The organism is Dyella sp. Tek66A03 (assembly GCF_052567735.1).
The window spans coordinates 1,303,859-1,320,989 of sequence record NZ_CP199584.1 but is presented as its reverse complement, the minus strand read 5'-3'; the positions used below and the strand labels follow the sequence as shown (position 1 = coordinate 1,320,989).

The window sequence follows — 17,131 nt, the reverse complement described above, 5'->3', positions numbered from 1 at the left end:
CAGGCGGACGATGGTCTTTCTGGTGTGCTTATGCGCTTCCACGATCAATGATCCGGTAAATGGTTTCTGCGTAATGCTGGAGTTGGCTCAGGGCGACCCATTCGTCGGCGGTGTGCGCCTGGGCGATGTCGCCGGGGCCATAGACGAAACAGGTGTAGCCGGCCGCGGAGAACAGGGCCGCTTCGGTCCAGAAGTCCACGGCATTGCCAATGGGAATATCCAGCTCGTCGGCGAGATCGCGCGCGGCAAGGCGGCGCGCTTCGGCCGTGGCGGTGTCACCTGCCGGCAGTGAATCACCGCGGAAGGTCTCGCCGAATTCCACCGGCTGCGGTTCGACCAGGCTACGGAAGGTTTCCAGCATCTGGTCCGGCGCCATGGTGGGCAACGGACGGAACCCGAAGCGGATATCGGCCGTCGGCGCGATCATATTGGCCTTGATGCCGCCTTCGACCTTGCCGATGTTGAAGCGCAATCCAGTCAGGCCACCAAAGCGCTCGTGCGCCTGCTTCTCGACAAAATCCAGCGCCGCCGAACCCCAACGCATGGCCTGGTGCAGCGCACTGTCGCTGGGCTTCTGCTCGCCCGACGCATGACCGGCACTGCCCTTGAAGCGCATCTGCACGGAATGGATACCACGATGCGCCAATACGGCCTCGCCCTTGGTCGGCTCGGCGACGATGACGGCGTCATACGCCGGCTTGTGCTTGAGGAAGCCGTCGATGCAACGCGCGTCATTGGCTTCTTCGTCGGTGGACAGCAGCAACGCCATGTCGCCTTGCGTCGCATTGGCCACCGCCACCAGCGCAGCAGCAGCGCCCTTGATATCGCAGGCTCCCAGGCCGATAGCGCGATCCTCGGTCAGGCGCAACGTATGTGGATCAATCGTCCAGTGCGGCGAATCCGGTACCGTATCCAGGTGGACGTTGAACAGCAGCTTTGGCTGGCCGCGCACTGCATACAGGTTCACGGCGCCGGCACCGAAATCGGTCACCGTGACGTCGAAGCCAGGCAGGTTGTCGCGCAGATAATCGAAAATGCCGCCCGTGCCGATTTCGCGCGGCGGATTGCGCGTGTCGTAACTGACCAGTGCGCGAAGATGTCTGAGAGTGTCGTCCAGTAGTGCGCTCATGCAGTCCGTCTTGTGTGGTTATTCATCGATGCCGCCCATGGGCTTCCTCAAGCCGTCGCTCCTGCGAAGGCCGAACCCCATCGTCGTCGGATATAGCGCCCGGACACGGGGTTCCGGCATTCGCCAGATGACGATCAGCCGCGATTTATCTCGGCCCACAACGTGCTGCTCATACCGAACAGCTTGATGAAGCCCTCGGCTTCCTCCACGCCCCAGTCGGCCGACTGCGCGTAGGTTGCACCCTTGGCATTGAGGATATGCGGCGAACGCACTTCCACGGCCGTGACCTGGGCGCCCGAGGTTTCCAGCACGACTTCGCCGTTGACGCAGCTCTGGCTGGAAGCCAGGTAGGCCTCGAGATCGGTCTTGACCGGATCGTGGAAGAAACCCTCGTACACCACTTCCACCCACTTGCGCGCCACTTCCGGCTTGAAGCGGTTCTGCTGCTTGGTCAGCACGGCCTCTTCCAGCGCGCGATGCGCGGTGAGCAGCGAGATCAGGCCCGGGGCTTCATACACGATGCGGCCCTTCAGGCCGATGGTGGTGTCACCGGTATACATGCCACGGCCCACGCCGTAGGGCGCGAACAGCTCGTTGAGCTTGGCCAGCAGCTTGGCACCCGGCAGCTTTTCGCCATTGAGCGACACCGCCTCGCCCTTCGCGAAGCCGAGGGTCACTGAAAGCTTTTCAGACGGCCATTCGGCGCGCGGCTTGCACCAGCCGCGGGCACCTTCGCCCGGGGTCTTCCAGTGATCGATCTCGCCGCCGGACAAGGTCACGCCCAGCAGGTTCTCGTTGATGGTGTAACTCTTCTGCTTCGCGCGCACTTCAAAGCCGCGCTCTTCCAGATAGGCCTGCTCGTAGGCACGGGTCTGGGTGTGTTCTTTCTGGATCTCGCGGATCGGCGCCACGATCTCGTAGTCGCCCAAGGCCTTCACCGCCAGGTCGAAACGCACCTGGTCATTGCCCATGCCAGTGCAGCCGTGCGCAATCGCCTTGGTGCCCAGCTCGCCGGCGCGCTTGATGGCGGCGTCCACGATCAGGTAACGATCGGACACCAGCAGCGGGTACTGCCCCTGGTAAGCCTCACCTGCCTGCACGAACGGCTTGACGAAGCCCTCCCAAATGGCCGGACCGCCGTCGACGGTGACGTGACTGGCGACGCCCAGCTCCTTGGCGCGCTGCTCGATATAGGCGCGCTCTTCAGCATCGACGCCGCCGGTATCGGCGAACACGGTGTGCACGGCCCAGCCGCGCTCCTTGAGGTAAGGCACGCAGAAGCTGGTGTCGAGGCCACCGGAGAAGGCGAGAACGATATCTTTGCTCATGACTGGCAATCCTGAAGAAGAAATAAGAACAAACGAGGTCAGACTGATTGGATGACGATGCGCGGCTCGCAGCGCACCGGAAAATTCACGGAATTGGCGATAAAGCAGGCATGGTGCGCGGGCTCGTGCGCCGCCTCGGCCTTAGCCGGATCGCTGCCGGCGGCGATGGTGACCACGGGACGCAGCACCACCTCAAGGAAACGGCCGCCATGCGCATCGGTTTCCATCGTGCCTTCGGCGCTGTCCTGATAAGCCGTGACGACCACACCGGCCAGCACGGCCTGATGCAGGTACGACAGCATGTGACAGGTGGAAAGCGCGGTCACCAGCATGTCTTCCGGATTGTGCTTGCTGGCATCGCCGCGAAACGTGGGATCGGACGAACCGGCCAGCACCGGCTTTCCGGCGATGCGTATCTCATGCTCGCGGCCATAGCCCTGGTAGGTCTTCGTCCCGGTGCCCTGATTGCCGGTCCACGTCACGTCCACCTTGTAGTGATGCTGATGTCCCTTACTCACGACCTGCTCTCCTCTTGTTGAGCCATCAGATCAGCCAGCTCGGCATCGCCCCTGCCGCTGCGCTGGCGCAAGCCCTCGACCACGCCAGCGCGGTTCGCTGCCGGATGGTTCTGGCTCAGCTTGAACTTGCCCTCGATGCGCTCGATGCTGACTTCCAGACCAACGATGCCACCCAGTGACTTCTCGATGTGGTCGGCGGGAGCATCGGATACGTGCCACGGCTTGGGCTGGCCCGCTTCGTGGCGATCGGTCAGGCGCTCAAGCAACTGCCGCAGCCAGGTGTGATCCTCGACCACGCGCAGGCGGCCATGTACATGGATCACGGCATAGTTCCAGGTCGGCACTTCGCGCCCGGTCTCGTGCTTGCTCGGATACCAGTTCGGGCTCACATAGCCTTCCGGCCCACGGAAGATCACCAGCACTTCAGCGCCATCGGCACGCGCCAATTCATTGCCGCGCGCCACGTGACCATGCAAGTAATCACCCACCAGCTCGAAAGGCAGATGATTGGCGACGAGACCCGCATCGCCATGCGTGACCAGCGTGGCGAACGGATACGCGCGCATCAACGCATGCAGCGCTTCGCTGCGCGTTTCCTTGAAATAGGCAGGCATGTACATGCGGTGATCGCCTCGACTCAGCGCTGACCGATCAACGATGCCATCACCGCCTTCTGCACATGCAGGCGGTTCTCTGCTTCGTCGATGGCGATGCAGGCCGGCGAATCCATCACGGCATCGGTGGCCTTCACATTGCGACGCAGCGGCAGGCAGTGGCTGAAGAGGCCGTTGTTGGTCAATGCCATCTTGGCCTCGTCGACGATGAAGTGCCGGCTCGCCTCGCGGACGGGCTTTTCCTGTTCCCAGTTGCCGAAGAACGGCAACGCGCCCCAGCTCTTGGCGTAGACCACGTCGGCGCCGCGATAGGCTTCTTCGATGTTGTGGCTGACCTTGAGCGAGCCGCCGTTGTCCTTGGCGTTCTGATAGCCGAATTCCATGTAGCGCTCGTCCAGCACGTAATCCGGCGTGGGGCACAACAAGGTCACGTCCATGCCCATCTTGGTGGCGATCAGCAAGGCGGAGTTGGCCACTGCGGTGTTCAGCGGCTTGGGGTGATAGGTCCAGGTGAGCACGTACTTCTTGTTCTGCAGATTGCCAAGGTGCTCCTTCAGCGCCATCGCGTGCGCGAGTTCCTGGCACGGGTGGGTGATGGTTTCCATGTTGATCACTGGCACCGTCGCGTAGTGGGCGAATGCCTTGATGACCTTGTCCTCGCGGTCGACTGACCAGTCCTGGAACTTCGGAAACGCGCGCACGGCGATCAGATCCACATAGCGCGACAGCACACGCGCGACTTCGGCGATGTGCTCCTCCGTATCGCCTTCCATCACGCTGCCCACCTCGAACTCGATGGGCCACGCATCCTTGCCCGGCGCCAGCACGATGGCGTGGCCGCCCATATGGAAGGCGCCCAGCTCGAAGCTGGTGCGGGTGCGCATCGAAGGATTGAAGAACATCAGCGCCACTGACTTGCCAGCCAGCTGCTGGCCGCGCGGGGAACGCTTGAAGGCGGCCGCCTGTTCCAGCAGCGCATCGATCTCGGCGCGGCTGTAGTCCTGGGTGGTCAGAAAATGGCGAAGAGTCATCTCGTGAATACCTTTATCTCATCGTTCGGCCCGGTAGGCCGGTGGTCTAAGGGCGGGCCAGCCCGCTAAGTCAAAATCCAAAAACAAAAAAACCCGGCTGCAGGCCGGGTTTTGTCGTCGATACACATGAAACGCGCGCGACTGCCTACCCGGCCGAATGTCGGACCAGCGGTCGGCGCGCACGCGACGTCATCCCAGCAGCCATGCGGGCGCTGGTGAGTACGGTGGCGGTATAGACGGCTGCGGACATCGAGGTTCCGGGTAATTGAACGCGCATCATGACGGGATTTTCGCTGCCATGCAACAAGTGGTGGTCGCAAAGCCAGGCCCGCAGCCAACCGCCGCCCGGAGGCGGCGGTTGGCTGAATGGACCGGGATCGATGGCTCAGTCGGCGGGGGCAACGCTCACCCGCACCCGGAGACGCTCGCCCGGGTCGTAGTTGAGACGGGAGACGTAGACCTCGCCGCGATATCGGTATTCCACGTCATATCCCATGATGCGGCGCTGCTCACTCACCGCGGCGACTTGGCGGCAGTGGGTCTCGGTGCCCTGGTATTCGCCGCCACCAGTGGCCGAGACGCTGTTGCCGACGGCGCCACCGGCCACCGCACCGACCACGGTGGCCGCCGTGCGGCCGCTACCGTGGCCGACGGTACTACCCAGCACACCGCCGACAACCGCACCCAGGATGGTGCCGGCGGCGCTGCCCTGGGGCGGCACGCTCTGCACGACCTGCTGGTCGTAGCATTCCTGCCGCGGCACTTCGGTACGGGCGACCCCATAAACGGGATCGACGCGCAGCACGTCGGCCCAGCCAAAATGGGTATTGTCGTCGTTCGGACCCTGGCTCGGACCCTGGTTCGGACCCTGGTTCGGACCCTGGTTTTGATTTGGGTACCGCGCATCCTGCGCAAACGCGCTGGTAACCATCAGGCCACAGGCCATCAGGGCAAGCACCAGCACGGGGGACAGCATCTTGGTCATTAGATCTCTGCTTGGGGGCAAGTTGGACGCGTCTATGCGCCTCATAGCATCCATTGCAACAAATTCACACTGAATCGACGCTTAGAACTCACCCAAGGTCTTGCGACCAAAGGCCGCGGCGCTTCGCTTTCGATACCAGCGGGTGCCTGCGGCGTATGCATCACCTTGTTAAGATGCGCGGCCGGCTTGCGCCTGCCTGCGCCCGCTCCCACCGACCGGATTTCCTGCTGATGCCGATTTCGCTTCACAACAGCCTGACGCGCCGCGTTGAACCGTTCATCCCGCTCGATCCCGACCGGGTAACGATGTATCTGTGCGGCCCGACGGTCTACAACTACGTGCATATCGGCAATGCACGCGGCCCGGTGGTCTTCGACGTGCTGGCGCGCCTGCTGCGCCGCCACTATCCCCATGTGGTGTACGCCCGCAACATTACCGACGTGGACGACAAGATCAATGCTGCCGCCCAGCAGCTGGGTGTAGGCATTGAGAGCATCACCGGCCGCTATACGCAAGCCTACCGCGAAGACATGGCGGCTCTGGGGATCGCCCCGCCCGACGTGGAGCCGCACGCCACGGCGCATATCCCGCAAATCATCGCGATGATCGAGCGCCTGATCGTCAGCGGACACGCCTATGTCGCCGAAGGCCATGTGCTGTTCGACGTCGATTCCTACGCCGATTACGGGTCCCTCTCGGGCCGGGACCCGGAGGAACTGCTGGCAGGCGCACGCGTGGAAGTGGCCCCGTATAAGAAGAGCCCCGGCGATTTCGTACTATGGAAGCCATCCACGCCCGAACTTCCCGGCTGGGACAGTCCCTGGGGTCGCGGCCGTCCGGGCTGGCATATCGAGTGCTCCGCCATGAGCGAGGCGCACCTGGGCGACTCCATCGACATCCATGCCGGTGGTGTGGATCTGCAATTCCCGCACCACGAAAACGAGATTGCGCAGTCCACCTGCGCGCACGGCGGCAAGGTTTTCGCCCGTTATTGGCTGCACAACGGCATGCTTACCTTCGGCGGCCGCAAGATGTCCAAGTCGCTGGGCAACGTGATGCTGGTGCACGAACTGCTCAAGCAACACCCGCCGGAAGCCTTGCGCCTGTTGCTGCTGCGGGGCCATTACCGCCAGCCGCTGGACTGGTCCGATGCGACGATCGCCCAGGCGATCAGTACGCTTGAAGGCTGGTATCGCGTGCTGCGAGACCTGGGTGATGTCGAGGTCGACACCACCGACTTGCCGGTGCCGGGCACTGTCGAGGCGGCGCTCTGCGACGATCTCAATACGCCGCAGGCGCTGGCCGAGTTGTCCCAACTGGCCGATGCCGCCCGTCAGGCCGGCGATGCGCTTGCCAGGCGTGAAGCCAAACGTGCCCTGCTTGGCGCGGGTGCCCTGCTCGGCCTGCTGCAGCAGGATCCGGAAAGCTGGTTCAAGCAGGCCGGCGATGCATCGGCGGTTGACGAAGCTCGCATCGAAGCCTTGCTGGAAGCACGCCGCGCGGCCCGCGCCGCCCGCGATTTCAAGCGCGCCGACGAGATCCGCGACGAACTGACTGCGATGGGTATCGCGATCGAGGACGGTGCCCAGGGTACGCGCTGGAGCGTGGTGAAAGGCTGATGCTGGTACTCCCTCTCCCCTCCGGGGAGAGGGAGTCAAGGGCGGTAATCGCGCAAACGCGCGATAATGCAGGCATGAACGCCATTGCCCTACCTAACGCCGAGCAGGCGCAGCAAGACATCGTCGACGAGTTCGCCTTTTTTGGCGACTGGACCGAGCGCTACCAGTACCTGATCGACCTCGGCAAGCAGTTGCCGCCGCTCCCCGATGATTTGAAGACCGAGGAGTACCGCGTGCATGGTTGCCAGTCGATGGTATGGCTGGTGCCTGGCGGCAGCGCGGAGAAACTGCATTTCCAGGCAGCCAGTGATTCGGCCATCGTGTCCGGCTTGATCGCGCTGGTGCTGCGCGTGTATTCGGACCGTTCCGCTCGCGAAATCGTCGCCACCGAGCCACGCTTTATCGAGGCGATTGGTCTGGCCAAGCACTTGTCGCCGACGCGCTCCAATGGACTCGTTGCGATGCTGGTCAAGCTCAAGGCGTATGCGGCGGCCATGTTAAAGGCCTAAGGCCAGGCGCATTCAGCTGACCGCCATCCCGACAGCCTAGGCGCGAGGCGAGCCGAAGCGAGCCGCGCTTGAAAACAAAGCCCCGCTCGCTGGCGGGGCTTTGTTCATGTGGGGACGGACTCGTTGGTCAGTCGCCCATCTGCTTCTGCAGGTGCTCGCGACGCTCCTGCGCGTCCAGCGACAGCGTGGCAATCGGGCGGGCATCGAGACGCTCGACACCGATTTCCTCGTCGGTCTCTTCGCAGTAGCCGTAACGGCCTTCTTCGATGCGGCGCAAGGCCTTGTCGATCTTGGAGATCAGCTTGCGGTAACGATCGCGTGTACGCAGTTCCAGCGAGTTTTCCGTCTCACGGGTGGCGCGCTCGGCTTCGTCGCCGACGTCGCGCACTTCGTCACGGAGGTTTTCCATGGTCTGGCGCGACTCTTCCACCAACTGGTCGCGCCAATCGCGCAGCTTGTTGCGGAAGTAGGCCAGGTGCTTGGGGTTCATGTACTCCTCGTCGTTCGAGGGACGGTAACCCTTGGGCAGGTCGATCGTGGTGGTGGAAGGCAGCGCGTAACGACCGTCTTCGCGGGTGATGCCATTGTCGAGAGTTGCAGGATTATTCATCGAGGACTGCTGGGCTTTCTGCTTTTGAGGAGTGGTATGACGAGCGGTAGCACTCGCTACTTTACCCGTAATGGGCAGAGCTGCGGGTTTGGCCCGCTCGACGGGCGCTGGCGCTGCCTTCACCGGGGCCGGCGCCGCCCGCTTGGGAACGGGCTTGGCCGGTGCAGGCTTGGCGGCAGGTTTGGCAGCCGGCTTGGCCGGCGGCGCCTTGGCGGCCTTCACCGGAGTGGAAACCGGCTTGGCCACCGCCTGGGGTGGCTGCTTCTTGGCGGGCGCCGTCACCTTCTTGGCGACGGGCTTCGCCACTTTCTTCACAACGGCCTTGCTGGCTGCCGGTTTCTTGGCCGGCGCGGCCTTTTTGGCCACTGGCTTGGGAGCGGCTTTCTTTACAACGACGCGCTTTGCCGGGGACTTCGCGGCTTTCTTGGCCACCGGTTTCTTCGCTACAGCCGGCTTGGCCGCAACCTTCTTGGCAGCTGGTTTCTTTGCCGGGGCCGCCTTGACGGCCGCCTTGGCCGGCATGCTCTTCGCTCCCCGCCCTGCGGCAGGAGCCTTCTTGCTGGCCTTGATGTCCTTCACCTTGCCAGCAGGCTTTCCCTTCTGCGACTTGGTGGCTGTAGCACTACGCGTCGTTTTCGCCATATCCCTTCACCATTTTGGCCTCGGCGGCGGGGTGTTATAGCCCATGCGCCTTACACCGGCAACCGTGCTTCTGGAATACTTGCGGCACTTTATGCCGCAAGCTGTCTCGGCAGCTTTAAACCGTCGTGAGCCGACTAATACTTCTACTGCTTGGCTTGTACAAGCGCTGGCTAAGCCCCCTGCTGGGTCAGCGCTGCCGTTTCCATCCCAGCTGCTCCGATTATGCACGGATTGCGGTCGCGCGCTTCGGTCCGTTGCGCGGCAGCGCGCTGGCTGGCTGGCGGCTGCTGCGCTGCCAGCCCCTCTGCGAAGGGGGCCACGATCCGGTTCCCGAGCAGTTCACTTTCCGCCGTTGCCGTCCCCCTGGAGAAAACCATGTCCACTGATTGGCTGATCAAGAACGCCGAACTGGTCAATGAAGGCCGACGTTTCCATGCCGATCTTCGCGTAAAGCAGGGTCGCATTGAAACCATCGCCGGCGATCTGGACGCCCGACCCGGCGATCAGGTGATCGACGCCAGTGGCCTGTGGCTGCTCCCGGGCATGATCGACGATCAGGTGCACTTCCGCGAACCCGGCCTCACCCAGAAGGCCGACATCGCCCACGAGTCCCGCGCCTGCGCTGCCGGCGGCATCACCAGCTACATGGAAATGCCCAATACCAAGCCGCCCGCCCTGGATCGAGACAGCCTGGAAGCCAAGTACGCCCGCGCCGCCGAAACCTCGGCGGTGAACTATGCGTTCTATATGGGTGCCAGCAACGACAACCTGGAGGCGATCCGCCGCCTCGACCCGCTCGCCGCACCCGGCATCAAGGTGTTCATGGGCGCCTCCACCGGCAATATGCTGGTGGACAATCCCGAGGTGCTCGACGGCATCTTCCGCGACGCGCCCACCCCGATCATCACGCACTGCGAGGACACGCCGATGATCGACGCGAACCTCGCCGTGGCGCACGCGAAGTACGGCGACAACATCCCGGCCTGGGAACATCCGCTGATCCGCTCGCGCGAGGCCTGCATCAAGTCGACGCGCCTGGCGATCGCGCTGGCGCGTCGCCACAACAGCCGCCTGCACGTGCTGCACATTTCCACGGCCGATGAGCTGGCGCTGTTCGAGCCTGGCCCGCTCAAGGGCAAGCGCATCACGGCGGAGACCTGTGTGCATTTCCTGCACTTTGACGACCGCGACTACGAGCGGCTCGGCTTCCTGATCAAATGCAACCCGGCGATCAAGACCGCCGCGGACCGCGAGGCGATCACCAGGGCGCTGGCCGAGGGCCGCATCGACGTGCTCGCCACCGATCATGCCCCGCATCTGCTGGAGGAGAAGGCCCAGCTGTACGACAAGGCGCCAAGCGGCCTGCCGCTGGTGCAGTTCGCGCTACAGGCTGCCTTGCAGCGGGTGTTCGAAGGCAAGCTGAGCTTGGAGCGCGTGGTGGAAGCCGTGACGCATGCGCCAGCCACCTTGTTCGACGTGAAGGAACGCGGCTACCTGCGCGAAGGCTATGCCGCCGACCTGGTCCTGGTCGATCCGAACAAACCGCATACGGTGAGCCGTGAGGAAGTCCTTTCGAAATGCGCCTGGTCGCCGTTCGAGGGCACGACCTTCAACAGCTCGATCGTGGCCACCTTCGTCAATGGCCAGCGCGTATGGGATGGCTCATCCATCGACGGTAACGTGCGCGGCCAGCGGCTGGCGTTCGCTCGCTGAGATAACGGGGCGGGCAAGCTGCCCGCAGGGCGAGGGCCAAGGATGGCCCGAGTGAAAAGCCTACGTAGGGGTAACGCCGTAATCGCGCACTGGGTGCGCTCCTACACACAAACAGGGAAGGTGGGATGTCGTTACGGCACGGCCTTGAGCATCACGCTCACCGGCCCGTTTTCGCCGGAACGGCCAAGCACGCTCACGCGGGTATCGTTGATGGCGAGCAACTTGTCGCCCTGCTGCAGGCGCACGCTGATGGCGAAGTCGACGCCGTCCTTCAGATCGGCCGGGTCGTAGCTGATCAGGAAATCCACTGGCGAGGCCGTCACCGGCTGCACGCGCTCCTCGGCGATGGTACGCGCGGCGACATCCTGCCGGCTCACATCCGCCAGCGTTACCTGCAGATAGGCATCGGCGGGCACGGATTGCGGCAAGTGGTAACGGATATCACCCGTGATCGATTTCATCAGGGCCTGATGAACGGGCGACGCATCGCTCTTGCCGTGATGCGAAAACATGGAGCAACCCGCCAGCGCGAAAGCGGCAACGGCGAGCAGCGAAAAACGGGACAGCATGCGGATCTCCTGTGGGGAGCCTTATCAAAGGCTCCCGCGATGCTAACAGGGCCATCCGTAAACCCGCGTCAGGCGCAGCCTTTGCCGGCGAAACCACCGACCACGCCCTTGCTGGCGTAGGCCACGGCGTCATGAGGATGCAGGCTTTCCTGATGCTCGACGCGAATGTGGAAGTCACTGAGGTTCGCGTCAGCATCGAGGGCCTTCTGGATGCGGCGTGCCGCGTCTTCGCAGAACATCAGGTTGCTGCCATTGGCTAGTGCAAAGGCCTGCTCGTCCTCGCGCTTCACGGCGGTTTGCACCGGCGTACCCAAGGCCTGTTCGGTCTGATCGATCAGGCTGATCAAGTCGAAGCGGGCATCCCCGACGATACGTACGCGCAAGCGCGCCACGCTGCGCTGCGCATGCGGCGTGGCCACGATGCCCTTCTCGCTGCCGAGCCAGGCAAAGACGGCGGCGTGATCCACCGGTGCGGACGGGTTGAAGTCCTTGGCGAACTGGTCCTGGATCAGCTGGCGCGATAGCGCGGCCGAGGCCGGGCAGGTGGAGGAGTAAACCACCTCGGTGCCGAATTCGAGCAGGAATTGGTCGCCGACCAGGCTGGCTTCAATGCATACCGGATACGCGCGCCAGCCACTGTTGGCGCTACGCAAGGCCGGGCGACGCACCAGATGCTCGAAGCGGATGCTCAGGCAGGCGCGGTCGGAAAGATCCTTGTGCGACTCAAGAAAGGAGCGCAGCAGATCGTGCAGCGAATGGGCACTCAGTGTTTGCGTGCTCAGCGCCTGTTCCACCAGCAGATAGAGGCGCGACATGTGAATGCCGCGCTTGTCCGGCCGCTTGAGATTGACGAAGGCGCCAACTCTCGCACTGGCGCGTTGCGCATCGCCGTCACCGGCATCGAAGCGTACCGGCACCTCGATGCCGTTCATGCCGACCCAATCCAGTGCCCCGGCCAAATGCGGCTGGGCATGGACTGCTACATCGGGCAGCAAACGGGCAGTGTTTTCGTCGGTATACATGGGCGAATCCTGTAGTCCAGCCGTAGTCCAGCGTGTCATCCAGCGGGCGGTCATACCGCCGCAAACGACACCGATCTTGGGGCAGAACAGCGGCCTCGCAATAGTGGCATGGGGGAAACGCTGCGTCCCGGAGCGGGCCAGGTGGGGAGTGTGAACAGGACCTAGCTGACCTGCCGACGCCAGGCCCGCGCCGCCTGCCAGGCCTGCCAGGTCACGCCCGGCCCCTGGCGACCCTGCCCCTGGCGCAGCACATCCAGTGGAGCGGCCGCCTTGCGTGCACGTGCCACCAAGGTGCTGCCATGTCGCGATTCCAGCCCTCGGAATGCGCTAAGCGGCCCTGCCAGACGCTCGGATTCCCGCCAGGCGGCGTGCAGATCGTCGAGCTGGGCACGGATAGCGTCCTCGCGCGCGGCACTAGCCGAGCGCAGCTGGTTGCGACTCAGCCCATAGCGGGCCAATCGCGCCATCGGCAGGGCCAGGCGGTCGCGTTCGGCGTCCTCTTCCAGCCGCAGCAGTGAAAACCGCAAGTGCGACAGCGTCGCGACGCAGGCGGCCCGTGCGGAGGACGCCTGTTCGCCAAACCACCATGCGGTTTCCAGTTCCGCCAGCGCGCCGTGCAAGAGCGAGCCGGCCGCCAGCTGGGCGGGGAAATCCGCCGCCGTGCCCTCTTCCAGCTGGGCCATGGCGGCCAGCACGGGCGCCACCCAGCGCTCGCTCGGCAAGGCATGCGCGCGTTCGTCGTCGAACAGCACCTGGGTCAACGGATGGCGGCCGCCGCTCGCGGCTGCACCCGAAAGCTCTTCGGCCCACCAGTTCAACTTGCCGGCAGCCACCTGCGGCTCACGAATGCCGTATGCCGCCGCCAGCAGCTCCTGCTCGAGCGCGGCCAGCGCGATATGACCGGGATACGACGCTTGATTCACGAAGGCCAGCGCGATGCGTTGTTGCGGCTGCACCGCGAGCCATTTGTCGATATAGCTCTGCAGCGCGGTCTCGCTCATGCCGTCACCTGTTGGCGACGCAGGAGTGCGGTGAGTTCGGCGGGATGCTCGAGCACCAGGTCGGCATTCCACTGCTGCGGATCGCCGCCATCCAGATAGCCCCAGCGAACGGCCACCGTATACAGGCCAGCGGCATCGCCCGCGAGCACGTCGCGGTGATCGTCACCCACGAACAGGCAACGCGACGGATCGAGCCCGGCGCGTTCGCAGGCCAGCAGCACCGGTGCCGGGTCGGGTTTCTTCACCGGCAAGGTGTCGCCCGAAACCACGGCGGCCGCGCGCGCGGCCCAGCCGATACGCTCTACCAGGCCGTCAGTCAGAAATCCTGGCTTGTTGGTGACGATGCCCCAGGCCAACCCTTGTGCCTCGATGACCGCGAGCAGTTCGTCCACGCCGTCGAACGGGCGCGTCTGGTCTGCCATCATCGCCTCGTAGAGCTCCAGATAGCGCGGCACCAGGGTCAGCAGGTCCGCCTCGTCGAGATCAGGAAAGGCACAGCGCAGGATCGAACGCGTGCCGCGCGATACCACCTCACGCACCGTTTCGAAGGGCGGCACGGCGACGTCCATTTCCTCGCACTGGACCTTCAACGCGGCATGCAGATCGACGGCGCTGTCGAGCAAGGTGCCATCGAGATCGAACAGCACACCCTGGATGTTCTGGGGAAAAGACTTCATGCCGGCTTTTTTGCGCTGATCAGGTAATTCACCGCGGTCATGCGGCTCAACCAGGCCTTGCGATTGATCGGGTTGTAGCCAAGGCCGGAAACGTCGTCCAGCTCCAGGCCGGCGTGGCGCATCAGGCGGCCAAGCTCCGAAGGCTTGAGGAACTGCGCGTAATGATGCGTGCCACGCGGCAACATGCGGGTGATGTACTCGGCGCCTAGAATGGCCGCGCCAAACGCCACCGGCGTGCGATTGAGCGTGGACATCACCACCACGCCACCCGGCTTCACCATACGCGCCAGGTCGCCGACCAGCGCAGCCGGGTCCGGCACATGCTCGATCAATTCCATGCAGCACACCGCGTCGAAGCCTTCCGGCTCCGCCGCGGCCAACTCGGCCGACGACTGCACGCGATAGTCGACGTGGAGGTCAGGCGCCTCGATTCGCGACTCGTGCAAATGCAGGCGCGCGATTTCAATGACCTTCTCGCCGAGATCGATGCCCGTGACATCGGCACCCGCGCGCGCCAGGGCCTCGCTGAGCAGGCCGCCACCGCAGCCGACATCCGCCACTTTGGCGCGACGCAGATCCACGCGCGCCGCGACATAGGCAGCACGCACCGGGTTGAGATCATGCAGCGGACGGGATTCGCCATCCGGGTCCCACCAGCGCGCCGCCAGCTTGCCGAAACGGGCGATTTCCTCGGGGCTTACATTGGCCGCAGCTTGCATCGAACGCTTCCTTTTTTCCCAGTGACAGAGCTTAACGCGCCTGCCATTCGTATACCGTGATATCCCAGCCGCCACTGACGTGGGCCGGATCTTCAAGCGCAATGGCCAACGCCTCGTCGAAATGCTCGGCGAGCAGCAGATAGGCACCGCCCGACTTGTCGCTGAAGCCGCCGGATAGTTCGATGCGCCCACCCGCGCGCAGGCCTTCGAGGAAATCCTTATGCGGCTGTACGATCGATGGGTCGAACGTCGGGCGACGCATGGCCATGACGAGATAGCGGTTCATCGTGCCTTCCTTTCAACCCGCGTCGATGGCGGCAATGCGTTCGCGCCAGGCGTGCGTCTTGGCGAGCACGGCGTCGATGTCGATATCCACCAGCGTACGCGCGGCCAGCTTTCGTACGCCGTTGATCCACACATCGCTGACCTGGTGACGACCGACCGCATAGGCCAGCTGCGAGGCGATATGGAACAGCGGCTGGGTTTCCAGATCGGACAGGCGCACGGCGGCAAGATCGGCCTGTTTGCCGACCTCGATCGAACCGATCCTGTCTTCCAGACCTATCGCACGCGCGCCATTGAAGGTGGCTGCACGCAGCGCGTACGCTGCATCGAAAGCCGCCGCATCACCGGCCACCGCCTTGGCCAGCAAGGCTGCCGTACGCATTTCGCCGAACATGTCCAGGTCGTTATTGGAGGCGCAACCATCGGTACCAAGCGCCACGTTGACACCGGCCTGGCGCAATTTCTCGGCAGGGCAGAAGCCCGACGCCAACTTGAGATTGGATTCCGGGCAATGCACCACGGATACGCCCGCTTCCGCGCAGGCGGCGATTTCGCCGTCGGTGAGCTGGGTCATGTGCACGGCAATCAGGCGATCGTTGACCAGGCCCAGCTTCTGCAGGCGCTGGAACGGACGCAGGCCGCTCTTGCTCTTCTCCTCGTCCACCTCGTGCGCGGTCTCGTGCGTATGCAGATGCACCTGGATGTCGAGCTGGTCGGACAGCACACGGATGCGCTCGAAGCTCTGGTCCGACACCGTGTACGGCGCATGCGGCGCGAAGGCGGTACCCACCAGGGGATCGCCGAGGAAGCTGTCGTGCACCTCGATGGCGCGCTCGAAATATTCGTCCTGCGTCTTCGCCCAGGCAGTCGGGAATTCGATCACCGGCAGGCCGACCACGGCGCGAAATCCCATGCGCCGATAGGTGGCGCCGATGACATCGGGGAAGAAGTAATTCTCATTGGCACAGGTGGTGCCACCGCGAATCATCTCGGCAACTGCCAGCTCGACGCCATCGCGCACGAACTCCGGTCCGATCACCTGACCTTCCACCGGCCAGATGTGCTTCTGCAGCCACACCATCAACGGCAGGTCATCGGCCAGGCCACGCAGCAAGGTCATCGGGTTGTGCGTGTGCGTGTTGACCAAGCCGGGAATCAGCGCGTGTTCGGCCAGCACGACGCGCTCGTTCGGCGCATAGGCTGTGCGAGCCTGACCGATCGGCAGCAACGCCACGATGGCGCCCTTGTCGATCGCCACGGCGTGGTGATCCAGTACCACGCCATGAGGCTCTACGGGCACGACCCAACGCGCTTCGATCACCAGGTCGACGGTTTGCGGGGTGGTCTGGCTCATCCTTAGGCTCGCTCTTCGATGATTTGGATACGACATGGGGCGGATCACCTTGCGGTGGCCGCCCCATGGTTGCCTATCGGCATGACGATTTGCTCGTCACGCCAACAACTCTTCACTGCCGGAGAGATGACGAACTGACCAAGGCGCAGGCAACGGCCCGCGCGCCAGTGCGTCACTTGACGCGGCTGACGTATTCGCCGGAACGAGTATCGACCTTGATCACTTCGTCCTGGTTCACGAACAGCGGCACGCGGACCACGGCGCCCGTCTCGAGCTTGGCCGGCTTGCCGCCGCCGCCCGAGGTGTCGCCACGCAGGCCCGGATCGGTCTCGACGATCTTCAGCTCGACGAAGTTTGGCGCCTGCACCGAGATCGGACGACCGTTCCACAAGGTCACCACGCACTCTTCCTCGCCCTTGAGCCACTTGGCGGCGTCACCGGCGGCGGACTTGTCGGCCTGATGCTGCTCAAACGACTCCTGATGCATGAAATGCCAGAACTCGCCGTCGCTGTAGAGGTACTGCATGTCGGTATCGACCACGTCGGCGCCCTCGAAGGATTCGCTCGACTTCAGGGTCTTTTCCGTGCTGCGGCCGTTGAGCAGATTGCGCAGACGGATGCGGGTGAACGCCTGGCCCTTGCCCGGCTTGATGAACTCCGCCTCGACGATGACGTAAGGATCGCCGTCCACGATGATCTTTACACCGTTCTTGACGTCGTTGAGACCGTAACTGGCCATGCAATGTGCTCCAAATGAGTAGGCTCGGCGGCTCCGGCCCCGAACTTTCCGGAAGGACCTTCGCTCG

The 17,131-nt window shown here is 63.8% G+C and carries 19 protein-coding genes; 4 read left to right on the top strand and 15 right to left on the bottom strand.

The annotated features are described in order from the left end of the window. Positions 1-28: 28 nt before the first annotated feature. The 6 genes from ACT01B_RS05900 to ACT01B_RS05875 form a co-directional block, all read right to left on the bottom strand. Positions 29-1,129 (bottom strand): acetylornithine deacetylase, encoded by a 1,101-nt coding sequence (locus tag ACT01B_RS05900; RefSeq protein WP_445146446.1) that lies wholly within the window; start codon positions 1,127-1,129, stop codon positions 29-31. Between the two features lie 134 nt (positions 1,130-1,263). Further along, positions 1,264-2,457 carry an argininosuccinate synthase gene (locus ACT01B_RS05895; RefSeq protein ID WP_445146445.1) on the bottom strand — a complete coding sequence of 398 codons (1,194 nt, stop codon included), beginning with the start codon at positions 2,455-2,457 and terminating at the stop codon, positions 1,264-1,266. A 38-nt stretch (positions 2,458-2,495) separates the two neighbouring features. Then, a complete protein-coding gene (locus tag ACT01B_RS05890) occupies positions 2,496-2,975 on the bottom strand; it encodes an OsmC family protein (protein ID WP_445146444.1) in 480 nt (159 codons plus the stop codon). Next, positions 2,972-3,595, bottom strand: a complete 624-nt coding sequence (locus ACT01B_RS05885; RefSeq protein WP_445146443.1) for an FMN-binding negative transcriptional regulator — start codon at positions 3,593-3,595, stop codon at positions 2,972-2,974. Before ACT01B_RS05885 ends, ACT01B_RS05890 begins: the two co-directional genes overlap by 4 nt. A 17-nt stretch (positions 3,596-3,612) precedes the next feature. Continuing rightward, complete coding sequence (locus tag ACT01B_RS05880) at positions 3,613-4,620, bottom strand: N-acetylornithine carbamoyltransferase (RefSeq protein ID WP_445146442.1); 1,008 nt, start codon at positions 4,618-4,620, stop codon at positions 3,613-3,615. Positions 4,621-5,005: 385 nt separating this feature from the next. Next, positions 5,006-5,605, bottom strand: coding sequence for a glycine zipper 2TM domain-containing protein (locus ACT01B_RS05875; protein WP_445146441.1), 600 nt, complete (start codon positions 5,603-5,605; stop codon positions 5,006-5,008). Between the two features lie 230 nt (positions 5,606-5,835). Between ACT01B_RS05875 and cysS the strand changes: the two genes are divergently transcribed. Then, complete coding sequence (gene cysS, locus ACT01B_RS05870; RefSeq protein WP_445146440.1) at positions 5,836-7,224, top strand: cysteine--tRNA ligase; 1,389 nt, start codon at positions 5,836-5,838, stop codon at positions 7,222-7,224. A gap of 74 nt (positions 7,225-7,298) precedes the next feature. Then, positions 7,299-7,733: a SufE family protein gene (locus ACT01B_RS05865; protein WP_445146439.1), complete on the top strand. Its 435-nt coding sequence runs from the start codon at positions 7,299-7,301 to the stop codon at positions 7,731-7,733. A 127-nt stretch (positions 7,734-7,860) separates the two neighbouring features. Here the strand turns inward: ACT01B_RS05865 and dksA are convergent, their stop codons facing one another. Beyond that, positions 7,861-8,985 (bottom strand): RNA polymerase-binding protein DksA, encoded by a 1,125-nt coding sequence (gene dksA / locus ACT01B_RS05860; protein ID WP_445146438.1) that lies wholly within the window; start codon positions 8,983-8,985, stop codon positions 7,861-7,863. A 125-nt stretch (positions 8,986-9,110) separates the two neighbouring features. On the opposite strand from dksA, the gene yidD reads away from it, so the two are divergent. Then, on the top strand, positions 9,111-9,371 hold the full coding sequence (gene yidD / locus ACT01B_RS05855) for a membrane protein insertion efficiency factor YidD (RefSeq protein ID WP_445146437.1): 261 nt from the start codon (positions 9,111-9,113) through the stop codon (positions 9,369-9,371). After that, positions 9,361-10,698: a dihydroorotase gene (locus ACT01B_RS05850; RefSeq protein ID WP_445146436.1), complete on the top strand. Its 1,338-nt coding sequence runs from the start codon at positions 9,361-9,363 to the stop codon at positions 10,696-10,698. Before yidD ends, ACT01B_RS05850 begins: the two co-directional genes overlap by 11 nt. 131 nt (positions 10,699-10,829) lie before the next feature. Here ACT01B_RS05850 and ACT01B_RS05845 read toward each other — a convergent pair whose 3' ends face one another. The 8 genes from ACT01B_RS05845 to efp form a co-directional block, all read right to left on the bottom strand. Beyond that, positions 10,830-11,267: a YbaY family lipoprotein gene (locus ACT01B_RS05845; RefSeq protein WP_445146435.1), complete on the bottom strand. Its 438-nt coding sequence runs from the start codon at positions 11,265-11,267 to the stop codon at positions 10,830-10,832. Positions 11,268-11,335: 68 nt separating this feature from the next. Further along, entirely contained in the window at positions 11,336-12,289 is a 954-nt protein-coding gene (folE2, locus tag ACT01B_RS05840; RefSeq protein ID WP_445146434.1) for a GTP cyclohydrolase FolE2, read from the bottom strand. A 161-nt stretch (positions 12,290-12,450) separates the two neighbouring features. Continuing rightward, positions 12,451-13,290, bottom strand: a complete 840-nt coding sequence (locus tag ACT01B_RS05835; protein ID WP_445146433.1) for a phytoene synthase — start codon at positions 13,288-13,290, stop codon at positions 12,451-12,453. After that, on the bottom strand, positions 13,287-13,967 hold the full coding sequence (gene gph, locus ACT01B_RS05830; protein WP_445146432.1) for a phosphoglycolate phosphatase: 681 nt from the start codon (positions 13,965-13,967) through the stop codon (positions 13,287-13,289). The genes ACT01B_RS05835 and gph overlap by 4 nt, the downstream gene beginning before the upstream one ends. After that, positions 13,964-14,686 carry a bifunctional 2-polyprenyl-6-hydroxyphenol methylase/3-demethylubiquinol 3-O-methyltransferase UbiG gene (gene ubiG, locus ACT01B_RS05825; protein WP_445146431.1) on the bottom strand — a complete coding sequence of 241 codons (723 nt, stop codon included), beginning with the start codon at positions 14,684-14,686 and terminating at the stop codon, positions 13,964-13,966. Before ubiG ends, gph begins: the two co-directional genes overlap by 4 nt. Positions 14,687-14,717: 31 nt before the next feature. Then, the gene (locus ACT01B_RS05820; protein ID WP_445146430.1) at positions 14,718-14,972 is read right to left on the bottom strand and encodes a YciI family protein; all 255 of its coding nucleotides are present in this window, start codon (positions 14,970-14,972) and stop codon (positions 14,718-14,720) included. Between the two features lie 12 nt (positions 14,973-14,984). Then, complete coding sequence (locus ACT01B_RS05815; RefSeq protein ID WP_445146429.1) at positions 14,985-16,325, bottom strand: TRZ/ATZ family hydrolase; 1,341 nt, start codon at positions 16,323-16,325, stop codon at positions 14,985-14,987. Between the two features lie 172 nt (positions 16,326-16,497). Beyond that, the gene (gene efp / locus ACT01B_RS05810; protein WP_445146428.1) at positions 16,498-17,064 is read right to left on the bottom strand and encodes an elongation factor P; all 567 of its coding nucleotides are present in this window, start codon (positions 17,062-17,064) and stop codon (positions 16,498-16,500) included. Positions 17,065-17,131 lie beyond the last annotated feature (67 nt).